At 64.8% G+C, this 22,446-nt stretch carries 19 protein-coding genes and 1 tRNA gene; 15 read left to right on the top strand and 5 right to left on the bottom strand.

Features of this window, described 5'->3' with window-relative positions; all coding sequences use genetic code 11:
• Positions 1–45 precede the first annotated feature (45 nt).
• The 4 genes from purN (at position 46) to ACU4IU_RS02770 (ending at position 2,924) form a co-directional block, all read left to right on the top strand.
• Entirely contained in the window at positions 46–669 is a 624-nt protein-coding gene (gene purN, locus ACU4IU_RS02785; protein WP_446655839.1) for a phosphoribosylglycinamide formyltransferase, read from the top strand.
• A 48-nt stretch (positions 670–717) separates the two neighbouring features.
• Complete coding sequence (gene purH, locus ACU4IU_RS02780) at positions 718–2,262, top strand: bifunctional phosphoribosylaminoimidazolecarboxamide formyltransferase/IMP cyclohydrolase (protein WP_446655838.1); 1,545 nt, start codon at positions 718–720, stop codon at positions 2,260–2,262.
• Between the two features lies 1 nt (position 2,263).
• Complete coding sequence (locus tag ACU4IU_RS02775) at positions 2,264–2,605, top strand: hypothetical protein (RefSeq protein WP_446655837.1); 342 nt, start codon at positions 2,264–2,266, stop codon at positions 2,603–2,605.
• A gap of 136 nt (positions 2,606–2,741) precedes the next feature.
• Positions 2,742–2,924, top strand: a complete 183-nt coding sequence (locus ACU4IU_RS02770; protein WP_139469677.1) for an antitoxin — start codon at positions 2,742–2,744, stop codon at positions 2,922–2,924.
• 189 nt (positions 2,925–3,113) lie between these two features.
• On the opposite strand, the gene ACU4IU_RS02765 is transcribed toward ACU4IU_RS02770, so the two are convergent.
• Entirely contained in the window at positions 3,114–5,663 is a 2,550-nt protein-coding gene (locus tag ACU4IU_RS02765) for a UvrD-helicase domain-containing protein (RefSeq protein ID WP_446655836.1), read from the bottom strand.
• A gap of 121 nt (positions 5,664–5,784) precedes the next feature.
• On the bottom strand, positions 5,785–6,177 hold the full coding sequence (locus tag ACU4IU_RS02760) for a hypothetical protein (RefSeq protein ID WP_139469675.1): 393 nt from the start codon (positions 6,175–6,177) through the stop codon (positions 5,785–5,787).
• Between the two features lie 64 nt (positions 6,178–6,241).
• Between ACU4IU_RS02760 and ACU4IU_RS02755 the strand changes: the two genes are divergently transcribed.
• From ACU4IU_RS02755 to pth, 6 genes are all read left to right on the top strand, one after another.
• Positions 6,242–6,313: transfer RNA gene (locus tag ACU4IU_RS02755), tRNA-Gln, on the top strand.
• A 32-nt stretch (positions 6,314–6,345) separates the two neighbouring features.
• The gene (gene glmU, locus ACU4IU_RS02750; protein WP_139469674.1) at positions 6,346–7,803 is read left to right on the top strand and encodes a bifunctional UDP-N-acetylglucosamine diphosphorylase/glucosamine-1-phosphate N-acetyltransferase GlmU; all 1,458 of its coding nucleotides are present in this window, start codon (positions 6,346–6,348) and stop codon (positions 7,801–7,803) included.
• Positions 7,796–8,767: a ribose-phosphate diphosphokinase gene (locus ACU4IU_RS02745; RefSeq protein WP_025777652.1), complete on the top strand. Its 972-nt coding sequence runs from the start codon at positions 7,796–7,798 to the stop codon at positions 8,765–8,767. Before glmU ends, ACU4IU_RS02745 begins: the two co-directional genes overlap by 8 nt.
• 144 nt (positions 8,768–8,911) lie before the next feature.
• The gene (locus tag ACU4IU_RS02740) at positions 8,912–9,928 is read left to right on the top strand and encodes an alpha/beta fold hydrolase (RefSeq protein WP_446655835.1); all 1,017 of its coding nucleotides are present in this window, start codon (positions 8,912–8,914) and stop codon (positions 9,926–9,928) included.
• A 148-nt stretch (positions 9,929–10,076) separates the two neighbouring features.
• Positions 10,077–10,721 carry a 50S ribosomal protein L25/general stress protein Ctc gene (locus tag ACU4IU_RS02735; protein ID WP_139469671.1) on the top strand — a complete coding sequence of 215 codons (645 nt, stop codon included), beginning with the start codon at positions 10,077–10,079 and terminating at the stop codon, positions 10,719–10,721.
• Positions 10,722–10,909: 188 nt separating this feature from the next.
• Positions 10,910–11,509, top strand: a complete 600-nt coding sequence (gene pth, locus ACU4IU_RS02730) for an aminoacyl-tRNA hydrolase (RefSeq protein ID WP_139469670.1) — start codon at positions 10,910–10,912, stop codon at positions 11,507–11,509.
• A gap of 43 nt (positions 11,510–11,552) precedes the next feature.
• Here the strand turns inward: pth and ACU4IU_RS02725 are convergent, their stop codons facing one another.
• On the bottom strand, positions 11,553–12,269 hold the full coding sequence (locus ACU4IU_RS02725; RefSeq protein ID WP_139469669.1) for a rhomboid family intramembrane serine protease: 717 nt from the start codon (positions 12,267–12,269) through the stop codon (positions 11,553–11,555).
• 122 nt (positions 12,270–12,391) lie between these two features.
• Entirely contained in the window at positions 12,392–13,870 is a 1,479-nt protein-coding gene (locus ACU4IU_RS02720; RefSeq protein ID WP_446655834.1) for an arylsulfotransferase family protein, read from the bottom strand.
• A 97-nt stretch (positions 13,871–13,967) separates the two neighbouring features.
• Here ACU4IU_RS02720 and mfd point away from each other — a divergent pair, with 97 nt between their 5' ends.
• The 5 genes from mfd (at position 13,968) to eno (ending at position 20,594) form a co-directional block, all read left to right on the top strand.
• Positions 13,968–17,570, top strand: coding sequence for a transcription-repair coupling factor (gene mfd, locus ACU4IU_RS02715; protein ID WP_446655833.1), 3,603 nt, complete (start codon positions 13,968–13,970; stop codon positions 17,568–17,570).
• Positions 17,571–17,690: 120 nt separating this feature from the next.
• Positions 17,691–17,885 carry a CsbD family protein gene (locus ACU4IU_RS02710; protein ID WP_139469666.1) on the top strand — a complete coding sequence of 65 codons (195 nt, stop codon included), beginning with the start codon at positions 17,691–17,693 and terminating at the stop codon, positions 17,883–17,885.
• 63 nt (positions 17,886–17,948) lie between these two features.
• Entirely contained in the window at positions 17,949–18,398 is a 450-nt protein-coding gene (locus ACU4IU_RS02705; RefSeq protein ID WP_229663869.1) for a MazG nucleotide pyrophosphohydrolase domain-containing protein, read from the top strand.
• Positions 18,395–19,237: a tyrosine-protein phosphatase gene (locus ACU4IU_RS02700; protein ID WP_446655832.1), complete on the top strand. Its 843-nt coding sequence runs from the start codon at positions 18,395–18,397 to the stop codon at positions 19,235–19,237. Before ACU4IU_RS02705 ends, ACU4IU_RS02700 begins: the two co-directional genes overlap by 4 nt.
• A 76-nt stretch (positions 19,238–19,313) precedes the next feature.
• Positions 19,314–20,594, top strand: a complete 1,281-nt coding sequence (gene eno / locus ACU4IU_RS02695) for a phosphopyruvate hydratase (RefSeq protein ID WP_139907336.1) — start codon at positions 19,314–19,316, stop codon at positions 20,592–20,594.
• Positions 20,595–21,040: 446 nt separating this feature from the next.
• On the opposite strand, the gene ACU4IU_RS02690 is transcribed toward eno, so the two are convergent.
• On the bottom strand, positions 21,041–22,138 hold the full coding sequence (locus tag ACU4IU_RS02690; RefSeq protein WP_446655831.1) for a DUF559 domain-containing protein: 1,098 nt from the start codon (positions 22,136–22,138) through the stop codon (positions 21,041–21,043).
• Between the last annotated feature and the right edge of the window lie 308 nt (positions 22,139–22,446).

Below are 22,446 nucleotides of genomic sequence, written 5' to 3'. Positions count from 1 at the left end.
GACAGCAGGGCATCGTCCATGTGCTGCAGACGTTAGACTGTGCGGGTGCGCATCGTTCTTCTGGCATCAGGATCCGGTACCCTCACGCAGTCCGTCATCGACGCTTTCGCCGACGGGACCCGTGGAGTCGACATCGTCGCCATCGGGGCCGACTCGGCCACCGCAGGGGTCCTGACCCGAGCCGAACAGCATGAGATTCCCTCCTTCGTCGTCCGGCCCAAGGACTTCGCCGACCGCGACGAGTGGAACCTGGCGCTGAAGGACACGGTGGCCGAGCTCGCCCCGGACTGGGTGGTCTCCGCCGGTTTCATGCGCATCCTCGGTCCCAGCTTCGTCGAGGCCTTCCCGTCCCGGATCATCAACACCCATCCGGCGCTGCTGCCGTCGTTCCCGGGTGCACACGGGGTCCGCGACGCGCTCGCCCACGGGGTGAAGCTGACCGGCGGAACCATCCACATCGTCGACACCGGAGTCGACACCGGGCCGATCATCACTCAGTACGCTGTGCCCGTCGGCGATGACGACACCGAGGAGACCGTGCACGAGAACATCAAAGCCCGGGAACGCGAAGAGCTCGTGCGTCTGCTGGCACATCTGGCCCACACCGACCTCGTCGTCGAAGGGCGACATGTCCGCGGATATGTCGCCTCGGCGATGACCGCCCACTGACCCCGCCGTGAGAAGAACCGACCGGCAACCGAACCTCGAGGAGGATCTGTGACAGGAACCCGCGCGATCAAGAGAGCGCTGATCAGCGTCTACGACAAGACCGGGCTGGAGGAGCTGGCTCGCGGCCTCCACGCCGCCGGAGTCCAGATCGTGTCGACCGGATCCACGGCAGCGAAGATCGCCGAGGCGGGAGCCGCGGTGACGAAGGTCGAAGACCTCACCGGGTTCCCCGAATGCCTCGAAGGGCGGGTCAAGACCCTTCATCCGCGCGTCCACGCCGGCATCCTCGCCGACTCCCGCAAGCCTGAGCACCTGGAACAGCTGTCCGAACTCGAGATCGAGCCCTTCGACCTCGTCGTCGTCAACCTCTATCCTTTCGCCGACACCGTCGCGAGCGGAGCCGGCTTCGATGACTGCATCGAACAGATCGACATCGGCGGACCCTCGATGGTGCGTGCGGCGGCGAAGAACCACCCTACGGTCACCGTCGTGACCGATCCGGCCGACTACTCGGCCGTGCTCGACGCAGCCTCCGGAGACGGCTTCGATATCGATGCCCGCCGCATCTTCGCCGCCCGCGCCTTCGCCCACACTGCGGCCTACGACGCGGCCGTCGCCTCCTGGTTCGCCGCGGAACTCGCCACCGATGAGAAGGCCGAATTCGCCGGCCTCACCGGAGAGAAGATCGCCGACCTGCGCTATGGAGAGAACCCGCACCAGGCTGCTGCCGTGTACTCCGACGGCACCGCCGGAATCGCCGGTGCGAAACTGCTCGGCGGCAAAGCGATGTCGTACAACAACTACACGGACACCGATGCCGCGATCCGCGCGGCATTCGACTTCGAGCAGCCGGCCGTCGCCATCATCAAGCATGCGAACCCTTGCGGAATCGCCGTCGGTGAGACCGCTGCCGCTGCGCACAAGTCCGCCCACGAATGCGATCCGCTGTCGGCCTACGGCGGTGTCATCGCCACGAACCGCGAGGTCGACGCAGAGCTCGCAGCATCGATCAAGCCGATCTTCACAGAATGCCTGGCCGCTCCGTCGTTCAGCGCCGAGGCACTTGAGATCCTCACGACGAAGAAGAACCTGCGACTGCTCGAACTCGGCGACATCGATGTGCCCACAGACGAGGTCAAGCCGATCAGCGGTGGGTTCCTCGTACAGGACCGCGACGCCTTCCAGGCGGACGGCGACTCCGTCGAGAACTGGACCCTGGCCGCTGGTCCGGCAGCTGCACCCGAGGTCCTCGCGGATCTCGAATTCGCGTGGAAGGCCGGACGGGCTGTGAAGTCCAACGCGATCCTGCTCGCCAAGGGGGGAGCCTCGGTGGGTGTGGGCATGGGGCAGGTCAACCGCGTCGACTCGGCCAAACTCGCTGTCGAACGTGCCGGAGCCGAACGCGCCACCGGTGCGGTCGCAGCCTCCGACGCCTTCTTCCCGTTCCCCGACGGTCTGCAGATCCTCATCGACGCAGGAGTCACCGCCGTGGTGCAGCCCGGCGGATCGATCCGCGACGAGGAGGTCATCGCGGCCGCGGAGGCGGCAGGAATCACGATGTACCTGACCGGGAGCCGCCATTTCTTCCACTGAGATGAAGCGACCTCACCCCCGCCATGCACGGCGGGGGAGAGGACCGATCGCGAAGCGATGGATCTACTGGAAACGGCGATACGCGCATCCCACCCGGCGTGACTGGGTGCTGCTCGGCTGTCTCCTGGGCGTCGCCGCCGCCGCGGCGTGCTCCGTCATCGACTTCCGCCTCGGTGCTGTCGTCCTCGCGGTCGTCCCCGCCGGTCTCGCCGGGTTCCGAGCGATGCCGCCGCCGTGGACCGAAGTGTGGGCGAATCGGTCGAAGGTCGTCGACATCACGACCTGTCTGCTGTTCGCCGGACTGCTGGTCGGGCTGGCGTTCCTCGTACCGCTGACCCGCTGAGGAGTCGGTCTCGGCGACGCTCTTTATGTGCATTCGCTGAGAAATGGGACGCGCAGGTGTCGTCACGTCGACAATAGTGGCAAGGTGAGTGGCGTCAGAGGTTCGCTTCGAACCTTTTCCGATGAAAGGAGACAGCATGGGACTCGACGATCTTACTAACAAAGCCAAGGACGCCTTGAATAGCGATAAGGGTGAAGAGATCAGCGACCAGGGCCTGGACAAGGCCTCGGACGCAGCCAACAATGTCACCGGTGGAAAGTTCGAAGACCAGATCAATCAGGGTCGCGACGGAGCCGATGACAAGCTCGGCAACGAATGATCTTTAATCCATAGCCGCGTCCGGCATGGATGAGCGCCGAGGAGAATGTGATTCTCCTCGGCGCTTTCTTGTGTTCTGGCTAGCGTCAGTCGATACCAACTATCGGGGCACGAGTGGCTTCGCTGCGCGAGAGAACGGCTCAGTGCAGTGGATGCACGGCTTGGCCGTGCATCCACCTGCACCGTTGCCTCAGCTGAGTTTTTCGATCGGGGCGTAGCGCAACAGCAGCCGCTTCGATCCGGCCGAACCGAAGTCGACGACGGCCACGGTCTTGTCTCCGACACCGTTGACTTCGGTGACGGTGCCGAGCCCGAAGGACTCGTGCGAGACCTTCTCGCCGACCTCGACGGAGATGACCTCACGATTGGGTCGGATCCGATTGGGGAATCCGGCAACCGGTGTCGACGAACTCGCACTCGAGCGTGAGCGGGAGCCGCCACCGGACGACCGTGACGACCCGAAGCCGCGTGATCCTCCCGAGTATCCGGACGAATAGCCGCCGGAGCCGAAACCTCCGGAACCGAAGCCGCCCGAAGCGAACCCGCCGGAGAAGCTGCCCGTGTTCTCCCAATTGATGAGGTTCTCCGGGATCTCGGACAGGAACCGGCTCGGCGGATTGTACTGAGGCTGACCCCACATGCTCCGGGTCTCGGCGCGAGTGACGAGCAGACGCTGCCGAGCACGCGTGAGCCCGACATACGCCAGACGCCGCTCCTCCGACAGCTCCTGCGGATTCTCGAAGGAACGCGAATGCGGGAATCCTCCGTCTTCGAGCCCGGTGAGGAAGACCACCGGGAACTCGAGTCCCTTAGCCGTGTGCAGAGTCATCAGTGTGACCTGACCGAGTTCGGCATCGGGGATCTGATCAGTGTCCGAGGCCAGAGCCACCTGCTCGAGGAACTGATCGATGGCCGCCGCGCCGACGCCCGGCGCAGCGGAGGCGTCTGCGGAACCGACGTCATCGACGTCGGGGTCGACCGCCTCGGCGGCGGTTTCGGCCTCTGTATCGGTCGTCTCAGGCACGGCGGTCGCCTCAGTGCCGGTGTCTGTGTTGGTGTCGTTGTCATCCGGGGTGTCCGGTTCCGCAACCGCGGCAGCCTCCCGAGTGGCGACGAAATCCTCGGCCACGGCGACGAGTTCGGCGAGGTTGTCGACACGGGACTCGTCCTGCGGATCGGTGCTCTTCTGCAGCGATTCGAGGTAACCGGACTGTTCGAGGATCGCCTCGATGACCCGGGAGAGCGGGGAGGACTCGGCGGTGGAGCGCAGATCCTGCATGAGGTCGTAGAACTTCTGCACCGAGGTCAGGGCGCGCGAACTCAGGTGCGGGATCTCGTCGAGGCGGCCCAGGGCGGTGAAGAAGCTGATGTTCTCCCGGTCGGCGAAGTCGGCGATGATGCCCTCGGTGCGGTCGCCGATGGAGCGTTTGGGCACATTGAGGATGCGGCGCAGATTGACGTCGTCATCGGGGTTGGCGACGACGCGCAGGTAGGCGAGGGCGTCCTTGATCTCCTTGCGCTCGTAGAAGCGGGTGCCGCCGACGACCTTGTACGGGATTCCGGACCGGACCAGCGCATCTTCGATGGCGCGCGACTGAGCGTTCGTGCGGTAGAACACGGCGAAGTCACCATAGGTGTACTTCTCCTCGTCGATGAGGTCATCGATGCGGTCGACGATGAACCGGGCTTCACCTTGTTCGTTCTCGGCCACCCAGCCGACGATCTGCTCGCCGGAACCCTCCGAGGTCCACAGCTTCTTCTCGCGGCGGTCGTCGTTGTTCGCGATCACGGCATTGGCGGCGTCGAGGATGTTCTGCGTCGACCGATAGTTCTGTTCCAACAGAATGGTGTCCGCGTTCGGGAAGTCCTTCTCGAACTCGACGATGTTGCGCACCGTGGCGCCGCGGAAGGCATAGATCGACTGGTCGGCGTCGCCGACGACGGTGAGTTCGGCACCCGTCGGCCCTCCTGCGCCGTCACCGGCCAGGGCTTTGATCAGGGCGTACTGTGCTGGGTTCGTGTCCTGGTACTCGTCGACGAGGATATGGCGGAACCGGCGACGGTAGGAATCGGCCACCTCGGGGAAGGCGCCGAAGAGGTGGACGGTCTCTGCGATGAGGTCGTCGAAGTCGAAGGCATTGGCCAGGCGCAGACGGGAGGTGTAGCGCTTGAAGACGTCGGCGAGCACCTCGTCGGCGGGATTGTTGGGCCGCGGGATGAAGTCGTCGGGGGTCTGCAGGTCGTTCTTGAGGTTCGAGATTCGGTGCAGGATGGCCCGCGGGGCGTACTTCTTCGTGTCGAGGCCGAGCTCCTTGAGGATCTGAGCGACGAGTCGCTGGGCGTCCTGGGCGTCGTAGATCGTGAAATTCGACTTCATGCCCAGCACCTTCGCCTCGCGGCGGAGAATGCGCACACACGAGGAGTGGAAGGTCGAGACCCACATGGCGCGGGAGGCAGGGCCGACGATCGAGGACACGCGTTCGGCCATCTCTTTCGCGGCCTTGTTCGTGAACGTGATCGCCAGGACTTCGCCGGGGTGGGCGCGACCGGTGGCCAAGGCGTAGGCGATGCGTCGGGTGAGCACGGTCGTCTTGCCCGATCCGGCTCCGGCGACGATGAGCAGCGGGGATCCCGTATGGATTACGGCCTCGCGCTGCCTGGGGTTGAGTCCGGTGAGGAGTTCGGCCGCTCGGGAGTCGGCGCCGGCGGCATGGTCGGTGTGTTCAGCTGCAGCAGTCATGTCGCCCCCAACGATACCGTCAGCCTCGGACACGAGCTCACACCCCTCAGAACTACCTGACGGCGGCTCAGCAACCTCGCGCGAGGTTGCTGAGCCGCCGTCAGGTAGTAATTGGGGAAGGTCAGTGGATGAAGACGGCCACGATGACGTTGATGACCGCGAAGGCCACCACCAGGTGTGCCATGGTCGCCGACGGGTTCGCCACCTTCACGCCTGCCCCGCCCTCTGCAGGCGCAGAGGCGGCGAAGGCCTTCTGCTTCTTGTTGCCGATGAACGCGAAGACAGTGACGAGGATCGCCACGACCAGTTTGATGCCGAGCTTCATATGGTTGACGTCGCCATCGCCCATCTCGGCCAGCCCCATGAGCAGCAGGCCGGTGACCAGCTGCAGATAGGCGCCGTGGAGCATTCCGGGCATCACTTTGGGGGAGCGGATGACGGTGAAATAGCCGCCGACGATGATGGCCATACCCAGCAGATGCAGGGTCAGAAGAATCTCGCGTAGAATTTCCATACAGTTAATCGTAGTGGCATGATGGTGTCTCGTGAGCGCGGGCCCCTCTACTGGTGCACGCTGTTCCGCCCTGGTGTAATGGCAGCACGCCGGCCTTTGGAGCCGTGCAGTATAGGTTCGAATCCTATGGGCGGAGCTGGCCCAACCCGACATGCGAAGGATTCAACTATGTCGCAGACTCATCCGACCGCCGTCATCGTTCTGGCAGCGGGCCAAGGCACTCGAATGAAGTCGGCTCTTCCCAAGGTGATGCATCCCATCGGCGGACGCTCCCTGCTCCATCACTCCGTCGCCGCGGCGGCCGGAACCTCTCCCGAGCACCTCATCGTCGTCGTCCGCCATGAGCGCGATCAGCTCGTCGCCCACCTCGACTCCCTTCCCGTGTCCTCCCAGAGAACCCTGCTCATCGCCGATCAGGATGAGGTTCCGGGCACCGGCCGCGCCACCGAATGTGCGCTCACCCAGTTGCCCGAGGACCTCAGCGGAACCGTCGTCGTCACCTACGGCGATGTGCCGCTGCTGACGACGGAGACCATCAACGGCCTCGTCGAGATCCACGAATCCAACGCCAACGCCGTGACCGTCTTGTCCGCCGAGGTGAACGACCCGACCGGGTACGGCCGCATCGTCCGCGACGCGAACGGATCCCTGCTGCGCATCGTCGAGCAGAAGGACGCCGGCGACGAAGAACGGGCCATCCGTGAGATCAACTCCGGCATCTACGCCTTCGACGCCGCGGCGCTCAAGGAGGGCCTGGCCTCGCTGACGACCGACAACGCGCAGGGTGAGAAGTACCTCACCGACGTCATCGGACATTCCCGTGAGGCGGGCCGCCCCGTCGCCGCCACGGCCACCGACGACCTGTGGCAGGTCGAGGGAGCCAATGATCGCGTGCAGCTGGCGAACCTCGGCAAGGAGCTCAACCGCCGGCAGTGCGAGAAGTTCATGCGTGCCGGTGTCTCCATCATCGACCCCGACACCACGTGGATCGACGTCGACGTGTCCATCGCCGCCGATGCGACGATCCTGCCCGGCACCCAGCTGCTGGGCGCCACCGACATCGGCGCCGGCGCCGTCGTCGGCCCCGACACCACCCTCAAGGACACCGAGGTGGGGGAGAACGCCAAGGTCGTGCGCACCCACGGTGAACTCGCCGTCGTCGGCCCGGAAGCCAACGTCGGACCGTTCGCCTACCTGCGTCCGGGCACCAAGCTCGGCGAGTCCGGAAAGATCGGCACCTTCGTGGAGACGAAGAACGCCGATATCGGCAAGGGTGCGAAGGTACCCCACCTCTCCTACGTCGGCGATGCGGAGATCGGGGAGGGCTCGAACATCGGAGCCGCCTCGGTGTTCGTCAACTACGACGGCGTCAACAAGCACCGCACCGTCATCGGCAAGCATGCACGCATGGGCTCGGACAATATGTATGTCGCCCCTGTCACCGTGGGCGACGGCGCCTATTCGGGTGCGAGCACGACGGTGCGCAAGGATGTCCCTGCAGGAGCGCTGGCCATCTCGGTGGCCCCACAGCGCAACCTGGAGGGCTGGGTTCAGACAAACCGTCCGGGCACGCCTGCAGCGCAGGCGGCCGAAAACGCATCCGAAGGGGAACGGATCAGTGAATGAGATAACGACGGCGGGCGATAAGAAGCTCGTCCTGGTGAGCGGTCGGGCAAATCCCGAACTCGCCGAGCAAGTCGCGGAGAATCTGGGGACCGAACTCCTCCCCACCGACATCTACAACTTCGCGAACGGCGAGATCTACGTCCGCTACTCCGAGTCAGTGCGCGGCAGCGACGTCTTCGTCCTCCAGTCCCACTGCGCTCCCATCAACGAATGGCTGATGGAGCAGCTGATCATGGTCGACGCCCTCAAGCGTGCATCGGCCAAGCGCATCACCGTCATCGCACCGTTCTTCCCGTACGCCAGGCAGGACAAGAAACACCGCGGACGCGAGCCCATCTCCGCTCGCCTCGTCGCCGATCTGTACAAGACCGCCGGTGCCGACCGCATCATCACCGTGGACCTGCACACCGCGCAGATCCAGGGCTACTTCGACGGTCCCGTCGACCACCTCATCGCGATGCCGATCCTCGCCGGCTACGTCAAGGACAAGTACCCCGGCGACCTAGCCGTGGTTTCGCCCGACGCCGGCCGCATCAAGGTCGCGGAGAACTGGTCGAACTCGCTGGGCGGAGTGCCGCTGGCCTTCATCCACAAGACCCGCGACATCACCCGACCGAACGAGACCAAGGCCAACCGCGTCGTCGGTGAGGTCGAGGGCCGCACCTGCGTGCTCGTCGACGACATGATCGACACCGGCGGCACCATCGTGCAGGCCGCCGATGCCTGCATGGCCGCCGGCGCGAAGGGCGTCATCGTCGTGTCCACCCACGCCGTGTTCTCCGGCCCGGCCGTCGAACGCCTGTCGAACTCCGTGGCCGAAGAGGTCATCGTCACGAACACTCTGCCGCTGAGCGAAGACAAGATCTTCGACAAGCTCACCGTGCTCTCGATCGCCCCGCTCATCGCTCGTGCCGTGCACGAGGTCTTCGAAGACGGATCGGTCACGAGTCTCTTCGAGGTCTGATCCCGAAGGCTGAGGCCCCGTGATCCGCGCAATCGCGCCGGATCTGATGCGAACCCCGAGTCGATGCGGCTCGGGGTTCGCATCGTCTGGACTGCCGTGAGGTCCTACACTGGAGGCAAGACTTCGGCGAAGGGATCAGGGACGATGTCCTCACACGATTACAACCGGTACCGCGTGGACGTCCCCGGCGGGCAGCTGTCCGTGGGAGTGTGGGAGCCGGTGGCGAGCGGCCCCGGGCGCGTGCCCACCGTGTGCGTCATCCACGGCATCACCTCCAACCACCTGTTCTTCGCGGGCCTCGTCTCCGCACTGCCCGGCGTCCGCATCATCGGGCCCGACCTGCGCGGACGAGCCGACTCGCGCACCCTGCCCGGCCCGTTCGGGATGGCCGCCCACGCCGAGGATGTCACCGCCGTGCTCGATGCCTTCGCCCCGGAGGGGCCGGTCACCCTGGTTGGTCATTCCATGGGCGGTTTCGTCGCCATGACCCTGGCCGGAATGTCGGCTGAGCCGAACGTCGACACCGGCGCCGAGGCGGCCCGCCGTTTCCGTGGCCCCGTCCTCATCGACGGGGGACTTCCCCTGCCAGTGGGGCAGCCCCACGGAGACGGCCCCGTCGACGACCTCAACGATGAGGACCTCGACACCGATGATCTCATCGCCGCCGTCCTCGGCCCGGCCGCCGAGCGGCTGTCGATGACCTTCGGCAGCGTCGAGGAGTACTTGGCGTTCTTCGCCGCTCACCCCGCTTTCGTCGACGGCCTCGACACCGTGGCGACCGAGAGCTTCGTCTACGATCTGGCGGCCAAGGACGACCATTCGTTCCAACCGTCGACGTCGGTGGAGGCGATGCAGGCCGATTCGGCCGACATGTACACCGGCTCCGCCTACCGTGATGCCCTGGAGACGATCATGGGCAGTGACGGAACCCAGTCCGAAGTGGTCTTCCTCTTCGCCGAGCGCGACCTCGTCGCCGCCGAACCGGGCCTGTACCCGCCGGAGACGACCAACGACTTCGCTCGGCAATGGCCGCAGATGGACATCGTCGATGTGCAGGGGACGAACCATTACGACATCCTCCTCACCGAAACCGGAATCGATGCGTGCGCTGCAGCCGTGACCTCTCGGATTGGTGCCGAAACGGACGGTGCCGTAGACTAGTCGGGTTGCCTCGGCGAGGGAGGCTGATGTCTCCGTGATCGACGCGGTCCTGCCCCACGAAACGAACCCATCGGGTTCGTGATTCGCGTGGGTGCTCAGGCTGTTTCGCCGTGGTGCTCGAAGGTAAGTTCACCACGAAGGAGAGAAAATGGCTGACTTCAAACTTCTGGCCGAAGCTCGCAACGAGTTCGGCAAGGGCGCAGCGCGCCGCATCCGCCGCGCAGGACGCATCCCCGCTGTCATCTACGGCCACGGCGGAGACCCCGTGCACGTGTCCCTCGAGGGCCACGCCACCATGCTGGCTCTCAAGCACGCCAACGCGCTGCTCGAGATCGAAAGCACCGACGGATCGAAGAACGTCCTCGCCATTGCGCGCGACGTCCAGATCGAGCCCGTCCGTCGTGATATCGAGCACCTCGACCTCATCATCGTCAAGCGCGGCGAGAAGATCGAGGTCGACGTGCCCGTCCACGTCATCGGTGAAGCCGCCCCCGGCACCATGGTCTCGCAGGAAGAGTCGACCATCGCCGTCAAGGCCGATGCGACCAAGCTGCCCGAGCTCATCGAGGTCTCCATCGAAGGCCGTCCCGCCGGCGAGCACGTTCTGGCCGGTCAGGTCGAACTGCCTGCAGGCGTCGAGCTCATCGCCGACGAAGAGCAGCTCATCGTCAACGTCTCCGAAGAGATCGAGATGGACACCGAGTCCGACGCCGAGGAAGAGACTGCTGAAGAGTCGACCGAGGAAGAGGCCGCTGAGGAGTCCGGTGAGGAAGAGACCTCCGAAGAGGAGTGATCTTCTCTCCTCCCGGCACTCAACGTGCCGTGAGGAGCACTGACTGACTACGCTGTTCGGTGGGCCGCCTGTTGGGCGGCCCACCGAATGCGTTTCTCAAGAGCGAACCCGGCGCACCTCTCGCCCCGCGGCGAGCAGAAGCCCCACCACTCGGTCAGCGGGCGCGGACAGGACGGACAAGGACGGCAATGTCGAACGAAGCATGGTTGGTCTTCGGACTGGGCAATCCCGGCCCCAAGTACGAAGCGACACGGCACAACATCGGACAGATGGTCATCGCCGAACTCGCCTCCCGCATCGGAACCACGCTGACGCGGACGAAGCTGCGTGCGAACGTCGGCACCGGGCGGCTGCCCGGCGGCAGCGTCCCGGGACTGCCCGGTCCGCGGGTGGTGTTGGCCACCTCGACGGGATATATGAACGAATCCGGCGGACCGGTGCGCGCGCTGGCTGACTTCTACGGAATCGCCACCGACCGGATCATCGCCGTCCATGACGATGTGGACATCCCCTTCGATGCCATCAAAGCCAAGCTCGGCGGGGGAGAGGGCGGGCACAACGGTCTGCGTTCGATGACCTCGGTGCTGGGGACGAAGGACTATCTGCGGGTGCGAGCGGGAGTCGGACGCCCTCCGGGGAGACAGGACACCGCCGATTATGTGCTGCGCCCGTTCTCGAAGGACGAGCGCACGATCCTGCCGATGTTCGTCTCCGACCTCGCCGATGCCGTCGAAGAGGTCATCGTCAGCGGGCTCACCGACATGCAGCAGAAGTTCCACTCTCGCTGATCGCACCTCGGGTGCTGACCAAGCAGCGGGCGCTGCCCGGGACTCAGGCCGTCTTCTGCTTCTCCGGGCGACGGTGCAGCCACCATGCGGCGAAGATGCCGCCGGCGAATCCGAACAGGTGGCCCTGCCAGGAGATGTCGTTCGTCTGCGGCAGCATGCCGAAGATCATCGATGCGCCGTAGGTGACGAAGATGAACAGGCCGATGGTGAAGTAGATGATCTTGCGCAGCAGGTCATCGGTGAACCAGGTGCGCAGCGCGAGGTAGCCGAAGAATCCGAAGACGATGCCGGACGCCCCGACGATGTGCTGGCCGGGCAGCGTGGTCAGCCACGCACCGAGCCCGGAGCTCAGCGCGGTGATGCCCGTGACCGTCCAGAAACGACGCTTGCCTTCGAAGGCGATGACGATGCCGAGGACGAGGAACGGGAAAGTATTGGCCAGCAGATGGCCGAATCCCGAATGCAGCAGCGGCGAGGTGACCAGGCCGTAGAGCGAGAGCGGATTCCATGACTCCAGACTGAAGACGTCGAGGTCGACAGGGAGGATCGCATCGACGATCTCGATGACCCACATGACGGCCAGGACGATCAGCACCGGAGCGAACCGGGAAAGCAGATGCGGCCGGTCGACGGTGGTGTTCAGGTGCGCAACCGGGGGATTCGCGGAACGGCCGGAGTGGGGAGATCCGGAGTCGGTGGAGTCAGGGCCGAAGAGGAGTCGGGATTCCTCGGCGGAGAAACGGGGGGAGTGGTCGGTCATGTTCCAATTGTGGGTGATGAAGATTGGAGAACCCCGAACATCCGGGCCTTCCGGGCAATCGTGATCGTTCCGTTAGGCCCGTTATCGCCTCGAAATATTCACGACCGGTCCAACTCCCGAAACTATCTGTTCTGAGGCTCCGCTCTGGTCGACCCGAGGGACTTGCCGTCCGCGTCGAGAGCTTCGACGATGATCGTCGAACCGTTCGGGGTGATGTCCGCCGCCGTCTCGAAACCGCTGCGCTCGACCTCGGTGTTCTCGACGAGGTGCTCCTCGTCGTCACCGCTGAGCACCCTCCACGAAGCCACCTCGGTGGCACCGTTCCAGCTCATGTGCACCCGAGTGATGTCGGACTGCGGCTGTGACTTCGTGGCCGTCGGGGGAGCAGTCGGCTGGGCATGCCAGTCGAAGCGGTAGGCGCGGTAGTTCGATCCGCCGGTGAAGCTGAGGTCGGCGAGCAGCTTTCCGTCCTTGGAGAACTCGGAGATGTAGGGCTCCGAACCCCAGCCGAGGACGACGTTGCCGCCCGGCAGCTCCTGGAAGTTGCCCTGACTGCCCGACGAACGGTCGTCGGGGGCGGGATACTCCGTGACCACCTCGGCGCGCTTCCTCTTCTCATCGACGTCGAGGCGCAGACCGCGGGTGTCGCCGAGCCGAGGCGCGGCGTGGTTGTCGAACAGGGTCAGCGTCCCATCGGAGCGGCGCTGGGCATCGTGCTGCCAGGCGAACTGTGCGCTCTCGCCCATCTCGAAGTCCGAGGCCTTGCCGCCGAGGACCCAGTTGAGATCGCCACTCTTCCGGTCGAGCTGGTAGACAGCGTGGGTATTGCGCGCCGAGACGAGGAGAGCCCTGCCGTCATCGTCCTCGGACACGGAGTTGAGGTGGATGTAGTCGAAGGGCTCGTCCTTCGTGCCCTCGCCTTCCTTGAGCTCCGTCTCGGTCTGATCGATGGGCACGGCGTCGAGGGAGCGCCATTCGAACAGGGGATCACCGCTTGCGATGTCGACCTCCTGGACGATGCCCTCCCAGGCCCAGCCGTCCTCGGCTCCGCCGACTGAGCTGAGATCCGTCTGCGTCTTCACGTAGGAGATGAGGAACATTGTGTCATCGGCGGTGATCGTCGTCTCGTGCAGGTCGGACGTGTCCTTGGGAAGCTCGCCGCCCATGCCGACACGGGCGATCTCCTGATACGAGTCGTCGAGGACGACAACCTCGCCGGCGGTGTGCGGAGTCTCGGCCAGTCCCTCCCACCAGGTGAGCACCGGCTTCCCCTGATATTCCTGGACGCGCAGATCCCACAGCGCCTCGGAGTCGTCTCTGATCCACACCGGGTCACCGGCGGAGTCGAGGATGAGCCCGCCCACCCAGGACGTGTCATCGGTCTGCGTCTGTCCCTTCGGGGCGAGGAAGGTCTCCAGGTCTCCGTTGTCGTCGGGGAAGGCCCCGGCGTCGATATCGACCTTCGGCGGGGCGAGTTCGGGGCGGGAATGGAAGTCCCACCGTTCGGCGACGGCGATGTCGTCATCGGCATCGGCCGTGCACCCTGCGAGCAGGAGCGTCGCCGCAGCCAAACCTGCAAGGACGGTTCTCTTCATGGCCATATGCTCATCCTCACACGTTTTCGACTCCCGTGGTCCTCGGGCTTTGTCGAGAGGGCGCCGAATGGGTCGTGTCAGCCGCGTGGCCTAGACTGTTCGGGTGCTCAACGGACTCGATCTCACCCGCCGGAATCCCACCATCACCGAACTCGTCGCGGCCTTCAACGACGCCAACACCGACGGTGGCACGATCGATGCGATCAAGGGACTGTGGCCGTCGATCCTGCGCCGCACCGTCACCACCGACGGGGCCGCCTCGGGGCCTCAGCTCATCGTCACCGCCACGACACGTGAGGCAGAAGACCTCGCCCAGGCGCTGGCCGACTGGGTGCCGTCGGCGTCGATCGCGATCTTCCCCAGCTGGGAGACCCTGCCGCACGAGAAGCTGTCGCCGCGGTCGGACACCGTCGGCCAGCGCCTCGAGGTGCTGCGCCGCCTCGCCCACCCCACTCCCGGCCGGGAACTGACCTTCATCATCGCGCCCGTGCGCGCCTTCCTCCAGCCCCTGGCCAAGGGGCTCGGCGACATCGAACCGGTCGAGCTCGCCGTCGGCGACGAATACGAGATCGATGACCTCGCCGAACGGCTCACCGAACTCGCCTACTCCCGAGTCGACATGGTCTCCAGACGCGGCGAATTCGCTGTGCGCGGCGGAATCGTCGATATCTTCCCGGCCACCTCGGAGCGAGCGCTGCGTGTGGAGTTCTTCGGCGATGAGGTCGACGAGATCCGCGAATTCTCCGTCAGCGACCAACGCTCCATCCCCACCGACGACGGTGACGAACCCCTGCGACTGTCGGCACCGCCGTGCCGGGAGCTGCTCCTGACCGATTCGGTGCGGAAGCGGGCCGCGGAACTCGCCGAGGATGTGCCCAGCGCCGCAGATATGCTCGACAAGATCGCCGGCGGAGTCGCCGTCGAAGGGATGGAATCGCTCTCCGCCGTCCTCGCCGACGGAATGGAGCCGATGATCGCTCTGCTGCCGGCCGGATCGAAGATCATCATCACCGAACCCGAACGCGTCGACGCCCGTGCCACGGACCTCGTGGAGACGACGAACGAATTCCTCGAGGCCGCCTGGACCGGAGCAGCCAGCGGGGGAGAGACCCCGATCGACCTGTCTGCCGCCAGCTTCCGCACCGTGGCCGAGATGGCCGAAGGCGCTCGCCTCATCGGCCTGGCCTGGTGGGAGATCGGCGGATTCGCCACCGACGAGGAGCTCGCCGGTCCCGAGGAGAACATCTTCTCCGTCCCTGCCCGCATCCCGAAGGGCTATGCCGGAGACGTCGAGGCGATCCTCGCCGACGTCAAGGCACTCATCCACGACAAGTGGCGCATCCTCGTGCTCACCGAAGGCCAGGGCCCGGGCCGACGCATGGTCGAGGTGTTCTCCGAAGCCGGAGTGCCCGCCTCCTTCGTCGACGACCCGACCGATCTGCCCGAAGCCCTGGTGACCGTGACGACGGCCGCGTCCTTCGGCGGCTTCGTCTTCGACGATCTCAAACTCGCCGTGCTCACCGAGGCGGATGTGCTCGGTCGGGCTGCGGCCACCTCGACGCGGGATATGCGCAAGCTGCCCACCCGTCGTCGACGCAACCAGGTCGACCCGCTCAACCTGGCTCCCGGCGACTACGTCGTCCACGACCAGCACGGCGTCGGACGATTCGTCGAAATGACCCAGCGGACCACAGGGCGAGGTGCGAACAAGCACACCCGCGAATACCTCATCATCGAATACGCGCCCGCCAAACGCGGACAGCCCGGTGACCGCCTCTACGTTCCCAGCGATGCTCTCGACCAGGTCACCCGCTATGTCGGCGGGGAGAGCCCGAACCTCAACAAGATGGGCGGCGCCGACTGGCAGTCGACGAAGGCGAGAGCCCGCAAGGCCGTCAAGGAGATCGCCGGGGAGCTCATCCGACTGTATTCGGCCCGCCAGGCCACCGTCGGCCACGCCTACGGGCCGGACACTCCCTGGCAGCGTGAACTCGAAGACGCCTTCCACTATGTCGAGACGGCCGATCAGCTGACCACCATCGACGAGGTCAAATCGGACATGGAGAAGACCGTGCCGATGGACCGTCTGATCTGCGGCGATGTGGGCTATGGGAAGACGGAGATCGCGGTTCGTGCCGCGTTCAAGGCGATCCAGGAAGGCAAGCAGGTCGCCGTGCTCGTGCCGACCACTCTGCTCGTCCAACAGCACTATGAGACCTTCGCCGAACGCTACTCGGGATTCCCCGTCACCATCGGCGCCCTCTCCCGGTTCCAGACCAAACAGGAATCGGAGAAGGTCAAGGAGGATCTCGCCGCCGGCAAGCTCGACCTCGTCATCGGCACCCACCGACTGCTCAGCGGCGAGGTGCGGTTCAAAGAACTCGGACTCGTCATCATCGACGAGGAGCAGCGTTTCGGCGTCGAACACAAGGAGACTCTCAAGGCGCTGCGGACGAACGTCGACGTCCTCGCCATGTCGGCGACCCCGATCCCGCGCACCCTGGAGATGGCGGTGACCGGCATCCGCGAGATGTCGACCCTGGCCACACCTCCGGAAGAGCGGCACCCGGTGCTGACCTATGTCGGCAAACGCGAAGACAAGCAGATCAAGGCTGCGATCCGACGCGAGCTCATGCGCGAAGGACAGGTCTTCTACATCCACAACAGGGTCCGCGATATCGAAGCAGTCGCCGGACACATCGCCGAAATGGTGCCAGAGGCGCGAATCGCCATCGCCCACGGCAAGATGAATGAGACCCGACTCGAACAGGTCATCGTCGACTTCTGGGAGAAGAAATACGATGTGCTCGTGTGCACGACGATCGTCGAAACAGGAATCGACATCGCGAATGCGAACACGCTGATCATCGACAACGCCGACAAGTACGGGCTCTCCCAGCTGCATCAGCTGCGCGGACGCGTGGGACGTGGACGTGAACGCGCCTACGCCTACTTCCTCTACCCGCCGGACACTCAGCTGACCGAGACCGCACACGATCGTCTGACGACTCTGGCCGCGCACACCGAACTGGGTGCCGGAATGCAGGTGGCGATGAAAGACCTCGAGATCCGCGGGGCCGGCAATCTGCTCGGCGGCCAGCAGTCCGGCCATATCGAAGGCGTCGGCTTCGACCTCTACGTCCGACTCGTCGGAGAGGCCGTGGCGAAGTTCCGCGGCGAGGAGACCGAACCCGAGGCGGACATGCGCATCGAACTGCCCGTCGATGCCCACCTGCCGGCCGACTATGTCGATCACGAACGACTGCGTCTCGAGGCCTACCGAAAGTTGGCCGCGGCGACCGACGAAGCACAGCTGCAGGAAGTCCTCGACGAGCTCATCGACCGCTACGGCCCCTACCCGGAACCCGTCGGTGTCCTTGCCGATGTCGCCAGGCTGCGCATCCGCGCCCGCGCTTCCGGGGTCAACGACATCGTCATGCAGGGCAACTTCATCCGCTTCGGACCCGTCGAACTCTCCGACTCCCAGGTGGTCAGGCTCAAGCGTCTGTACCCGAAGTCTCTGCTCAAACCGGCGCTGCGTTCGATCCTCGTCCCGAAGCCGATGGCGGGCACCGGATTCGATTCCAAGGAGATGACCGATTCGGACATCCTGCGGTGGGCGCACCAGTTCCTCGACGCCATCCTGCCTGTCGTCGAGTCGGATGCCGCGGAAGTCACGGAGGCCGGAGCTGCGAAGGACGGTTGAGAACTCTCCGACTGTTCACAGCTGTTCGGCCCACGAGCCAGGGCGGTGGCGTAGAGTGCGAAACGCGGAGACATCCGCAGCAAGTGCAAATCACGCAGCTGTCTACTAAGGAGAATCCCCATGGGTGTTGACGACAAGTTCGAGAACAAGGCCGAAGACCTCGGCGGCCGTGCCAAGGAGACCGTCGGTGATGTGACCGGTGACGACCAGCTCAAGGCCGAAGGTGCCACCGATCAGCTCAAGGCCAAGGCCAAGGACGTCGGCGAGTCGGTCAAGGACCTCGGTGCCTCGGTCAAGGACAAATTCTCGAAGTGACCGACGAATCGGCCCTCACCGCTTCTGCGGTGGGGGTCTTTCGTGCCGGCAGGAGGATATTTCGTGGGTGAACGTGACGAACCGGGACTCCAAGCGGTGATCGAAGCCATGGCGACTCTGCGACGACGGTGCCCCTGGTCGAGCCGACAAGATCATCAGAGCCTCGAGAAGTACGCACGGGAAGAGACGAATGAACTCATCGTCGCTCTTGAAGACTTCGCGACAGAACCCACTGCGGAGAATCGGGCGGCCGTCGTCGACGAGCTCGGCGACGTGTTCTACCAAGTGCTCTTCCACTCCGCCCTGCTCGATGAAAGCAGCGGGCGAGACTACGGTCACAGCCTCGGCGCCATCATCGATGGTCTCGAGGCCAAGCTCATCCGTCGTCACCCCCTGGCTTTCACCGACGATCCCGGAGATGAGATGGCATCGTTGGAAGACGTCGAACGCGAGTACCGCCGGATCAAAGCGGAAGAGAAGGCCGCAGCGCGAGGAGAGGACGGAAGTCGATGAGTCTGGAGAGGCTCGAGATCGAAGGCACGTTCAACTTCCGTGACCTCGGAGGGCCCGCCGCCGAGGCGGGGGAGAGCCGAGTGCGATCCGGGAAGGTGTTCCGCGCCGACGGTCTGGCGCAGCTGAGCGATCGGGCGCGCGCCGATATCGGCGAACTCGGCATCGGCACCGTCATCGATCTGCGCGATATCGGCGAGAGGGCGAAACTGCCGGATGCGCTCGACGGCCTCGACATCCGACATATCGAGCTGCCCGTCTTCGACGACCACTTCTTCCCCAGCCGACCATTGAGCAGGGAAGAGATGAAAGCCGCCGCCGAGGCGACAGGAATGGATCTCAGCGACCGGAGCCTCGGCCGCATCTACGAACTCATGATCACGCACTTCGGTCACCGGCTGGCCGCCGCCGTCGACCTGATCGCCGAACACTGCGCTGATGGTGTGGTGTTCCACTGCTCTGCCGGAAAGGATCGCACCGGTGTGATCGGGGCATTCCTGCTCGACCTCCTCGGTGTGGGACGGCAGGAGATCGTCGACGAATACGCGATCACCTCCACCCACCTGTCCGGGGGTTTCCTCGAGGCGATCACCAGGAACTTCTCCGATGCCGGGATCTCCGGCAATCTCGCCCAGACCGCCACCGCTGCTCCTCCCGAACTCATGCACGAGGTCCTCGATCGGATCGAGGCCGAGCACGGGACCGCCTCGGCGAAGGACGGGGGACAGCCGGGGGGAGTCGAAGCCTACCTGCTCGCGCACGGGATGGACCCGGCCACGCCCGGGCGACTGCGGCAATGCCTGCTCGAATCCGAGCCCAACCGGGGCCCGGACCGAGGGTGAGCCTGCGCGCGCGGTGCATTAAGCTGTCCTCCAGGCACATGTTCCCCATGTGAAACCAAACGCTAAGGAGTACTCAGTGGCCGAGATCGTTGCCGCAAACGCCCGTGAAATCCTGGATTCCCGGGGAAATCCCACCGTCGAGGTGGAAGTGCTGTTGGCCGATGAGTCCGTCGGTCGTGCCGGCGTTCCCTCCGGTGCCTCCACCGGAGAATTCGAAGCCGTGGAGCTGCGCGACGGAGATCCCGAGCGCTACCTGGGCAAGGGCGTCACCCAGGCCGTCGACGCTGTCGTCGACGAGATCCACGAAGTCATCGTCGGACTCGAAAGCGACGACCAGCGTCTCGTCGACCAGGCGCTCATCGAACTCGACGGCACCGACAACAAGTCCCGCATCGGCGCGAACGCGATGCTCGGCACCTCGCTGGCCGTGGCCCGCGCGGCAGCGGTCTCGGCGGATCTGCCCCTCTACCGCTACCTCGGCGGACCGAATGCGCACGTCATGCCCGTGCCGATGATGAACATCCTCAACGGCGGATCCCATGCCGACTCGAACGTCGACATCCAGGAATTCATGATCGCCCCGATCGGCGCCGCCAGCTTCCACGAAGCGCTGCAGTGGAGCGTCGAGGTCTACCACGCGCTCAAGGGAGTGCTCAAGGAACGCGGACTCTCGACCGGACTCGGCGATGAGGGCGGATTCGCTCCGAACCTCGACTCGAACGCCGCGGCGCTCGACCTCATCATCGAGGCCATCGACATCGCCGGGCACCGTCCCGGACGCGATATCGCCGTCGCCCTCGACGTGGCGTCCTCGGAGTTCTACGCCGACGGTGCCTACGAGTTCGAAGGCAGCAAGAAGACCGCCGAGGAGATGGCCGCCTACTACGAAGAGCTGCTGGCGAAGTACCCGCTCGTGTCGATCGAGGACCCCCTCGATGAGAACGACTGGGACGGCTGGGCGACCCTGACCGAGACGATCGGCTCGAAGGTGCAGCTCGTCGGCGACGACCTGTTCGTGACCAACCCCGAGCGCCTGCAGCGCGGTATCGACAACGCCACGGCGAACTCGCTGCTGGTCAAGGTCAACCAGATCGGTACCCTGACCGAGACCCTCGACGCTGTGTCTCTGGCGCAGACGAACGGCTACACCACGATGATCTCGCACCGTTCCGGCGAAACCGAGGACACGACCATCGCCGACTTGGCCGTGGCGACCAACGCCGGTCAGATCAAGGCCGGCGCCCCGGCACGATCGGAGCGCGTCGCGAAGTACAACCAGCTGCTGCGCATCGAAGAGCAGCTCGGAGATGCCGCACGCTACGCGGGCCGCAGCGCCTTCCCGCGCTTCGAAGCCTGAGGCGAGCAGGGCTCTGAACTCCCCGAGGCGGGGCCGGACGATCACAATGATCGCCCGGCCCCGCCTCGGGGTTTCCAGCTTCGGACCTCCCTCATCCGAGGCTTCTCGTCTCGAGTCTTCCCGCCTTCGGGCCTTCCTCCATCCGGGGCCGCATTTCTCACCGCGAAGTCTCCTCGTCGCGACGATTCTCCGTTGCCGGGCCCGGTTCACTGCGTCACCATTTGTCACCGGTGGTCTCATATCCGCCCACCGGCGACTATCCCTCGCGTTCCTCGTAATTTGCACCGTTGCACCACTCTGACGAGTCTCTATGGGTGAGGGACGGTCGAGCACCTGTAGGAGTTGCCGGCAACGGTGCGGGATGAAACTCTGCCAATCGCACCATGGGAGACGGTGTGCTCGACGAAATAGGGGTGAACGACAGCCGCGGTGCGGGATGCCTCGCCCTATGCAGCGATGTGCCGCCTGGTGCGGCGGTCCGCGGCGGTGCGCTGCGGTCCGCGATGCATCTGCGGCACAGATGCCCGCGGTGGGGACCAGGCGGTGGCGTTCTGCGCACGGCGGATGAACCGGAGGATGTCATAGAATTTCGCCTCCTCGAACAGCTCCTTCCAACTGATCCGAATCACCTGCCAACCTTGGTCGCGCAGCCACTGCTCGCGGCGGCGTTCCTGTTCGAGCTCCTCGCGGGGGACACCTGAACCGAGATAGAGCTTGCCGATGCCGTCGATCTCGATGATGAGACGAGCCCGGCGGTGACAGAAGTCGACGCGGATATCGCGCCTCAATGATTCGGCGTGAAACGTGACCTGCGGTTCCATCCCCGTGATCCCGTGTTCGTAGAATCGCACCGCGGCGACAGCCTCGGCGGGGGATTCGCGGCGAGAATCAGCCAGATCGATGGCCAGTCGCACTTTCGCGGAATTGCGCTTCTCCAAGCATTGAGCGAGTTTCGTGAGGATCTTCTCCCTGGTGGTCAGCTTTCGGTGCAGCGCATCATCGATCATCGGCACAGAGACGTCGAGGTTGTAGCTGCGGGCGACGTCGATGAGTGTGCGTTCGAGTGTGGTCACCTCGGCGCCGTTGATCGTTGCGCGGTGGTTCTGCGGGATGATGCTGCCGCGGACGTGGATAGTCTTGAATTTGCGGTTGGTGCCCCGCCGGACGACCTCGACCTGGTGGGCGACAGGGTGGGAGATGGGCAGATTGTGGATTAGTGCCGCAGAGATGTGCGAGAAGATCTCCGCCGGTGGGTTCGACTTCGCGTCGTCGGTTCTCCGATCGGCACGTTGTGCGAAGTGAGCCATCACCGAGGCGTTGAGATCGTTGATATCGTCGCGGATGACTCCGTGCTCGATGAAGACCTGGTGGACCTGTTCGGCGATGCTCGCCCAGAGCGGGCGATGGAAGTCCAGTTCGCAGACGTGGCGGACGAGATATGTGCCCCGCGACAGCCGTCGGAGGCAACATCTGCGGGCGCGCCTGATGTCGCCATGGTTGAATCCGAGCCGAAGGATGTCATCGGTGCTCAATAGTTTATACATGCATCTAAAATGCAATAAACGCAACCAAACAGTAATGAGCGCTCTCTTGTCTGTGGATAACTCTGTGGATAGGGCATTGATCGGGCGGAGCTCTCGCAAGATGACTGGTCGCAGGTCAGGTGATCGACGGCGGCGATCTTCGGACATCCGTCACCCCGAGGCGCATAACGCACCGCAGGAGCGAGGTGGTTTGCTGCCAAGAGTGAGGGGTGCCGTCGTGGGTGTAGGAGTTGGGGCTGCGGGGAGGGGGAAGCAGTAGTGGTGTGAGATGCCTGCGGGAGGCGAGGCTGAGATGGCTCCTGGGGCGG

Source organism: Brevibacterium sp. CSND-B09, from assembly GCF_052906525.1.
This window is presented reverse-complemented; position numbering and strand designations above follow the sequence as displayed.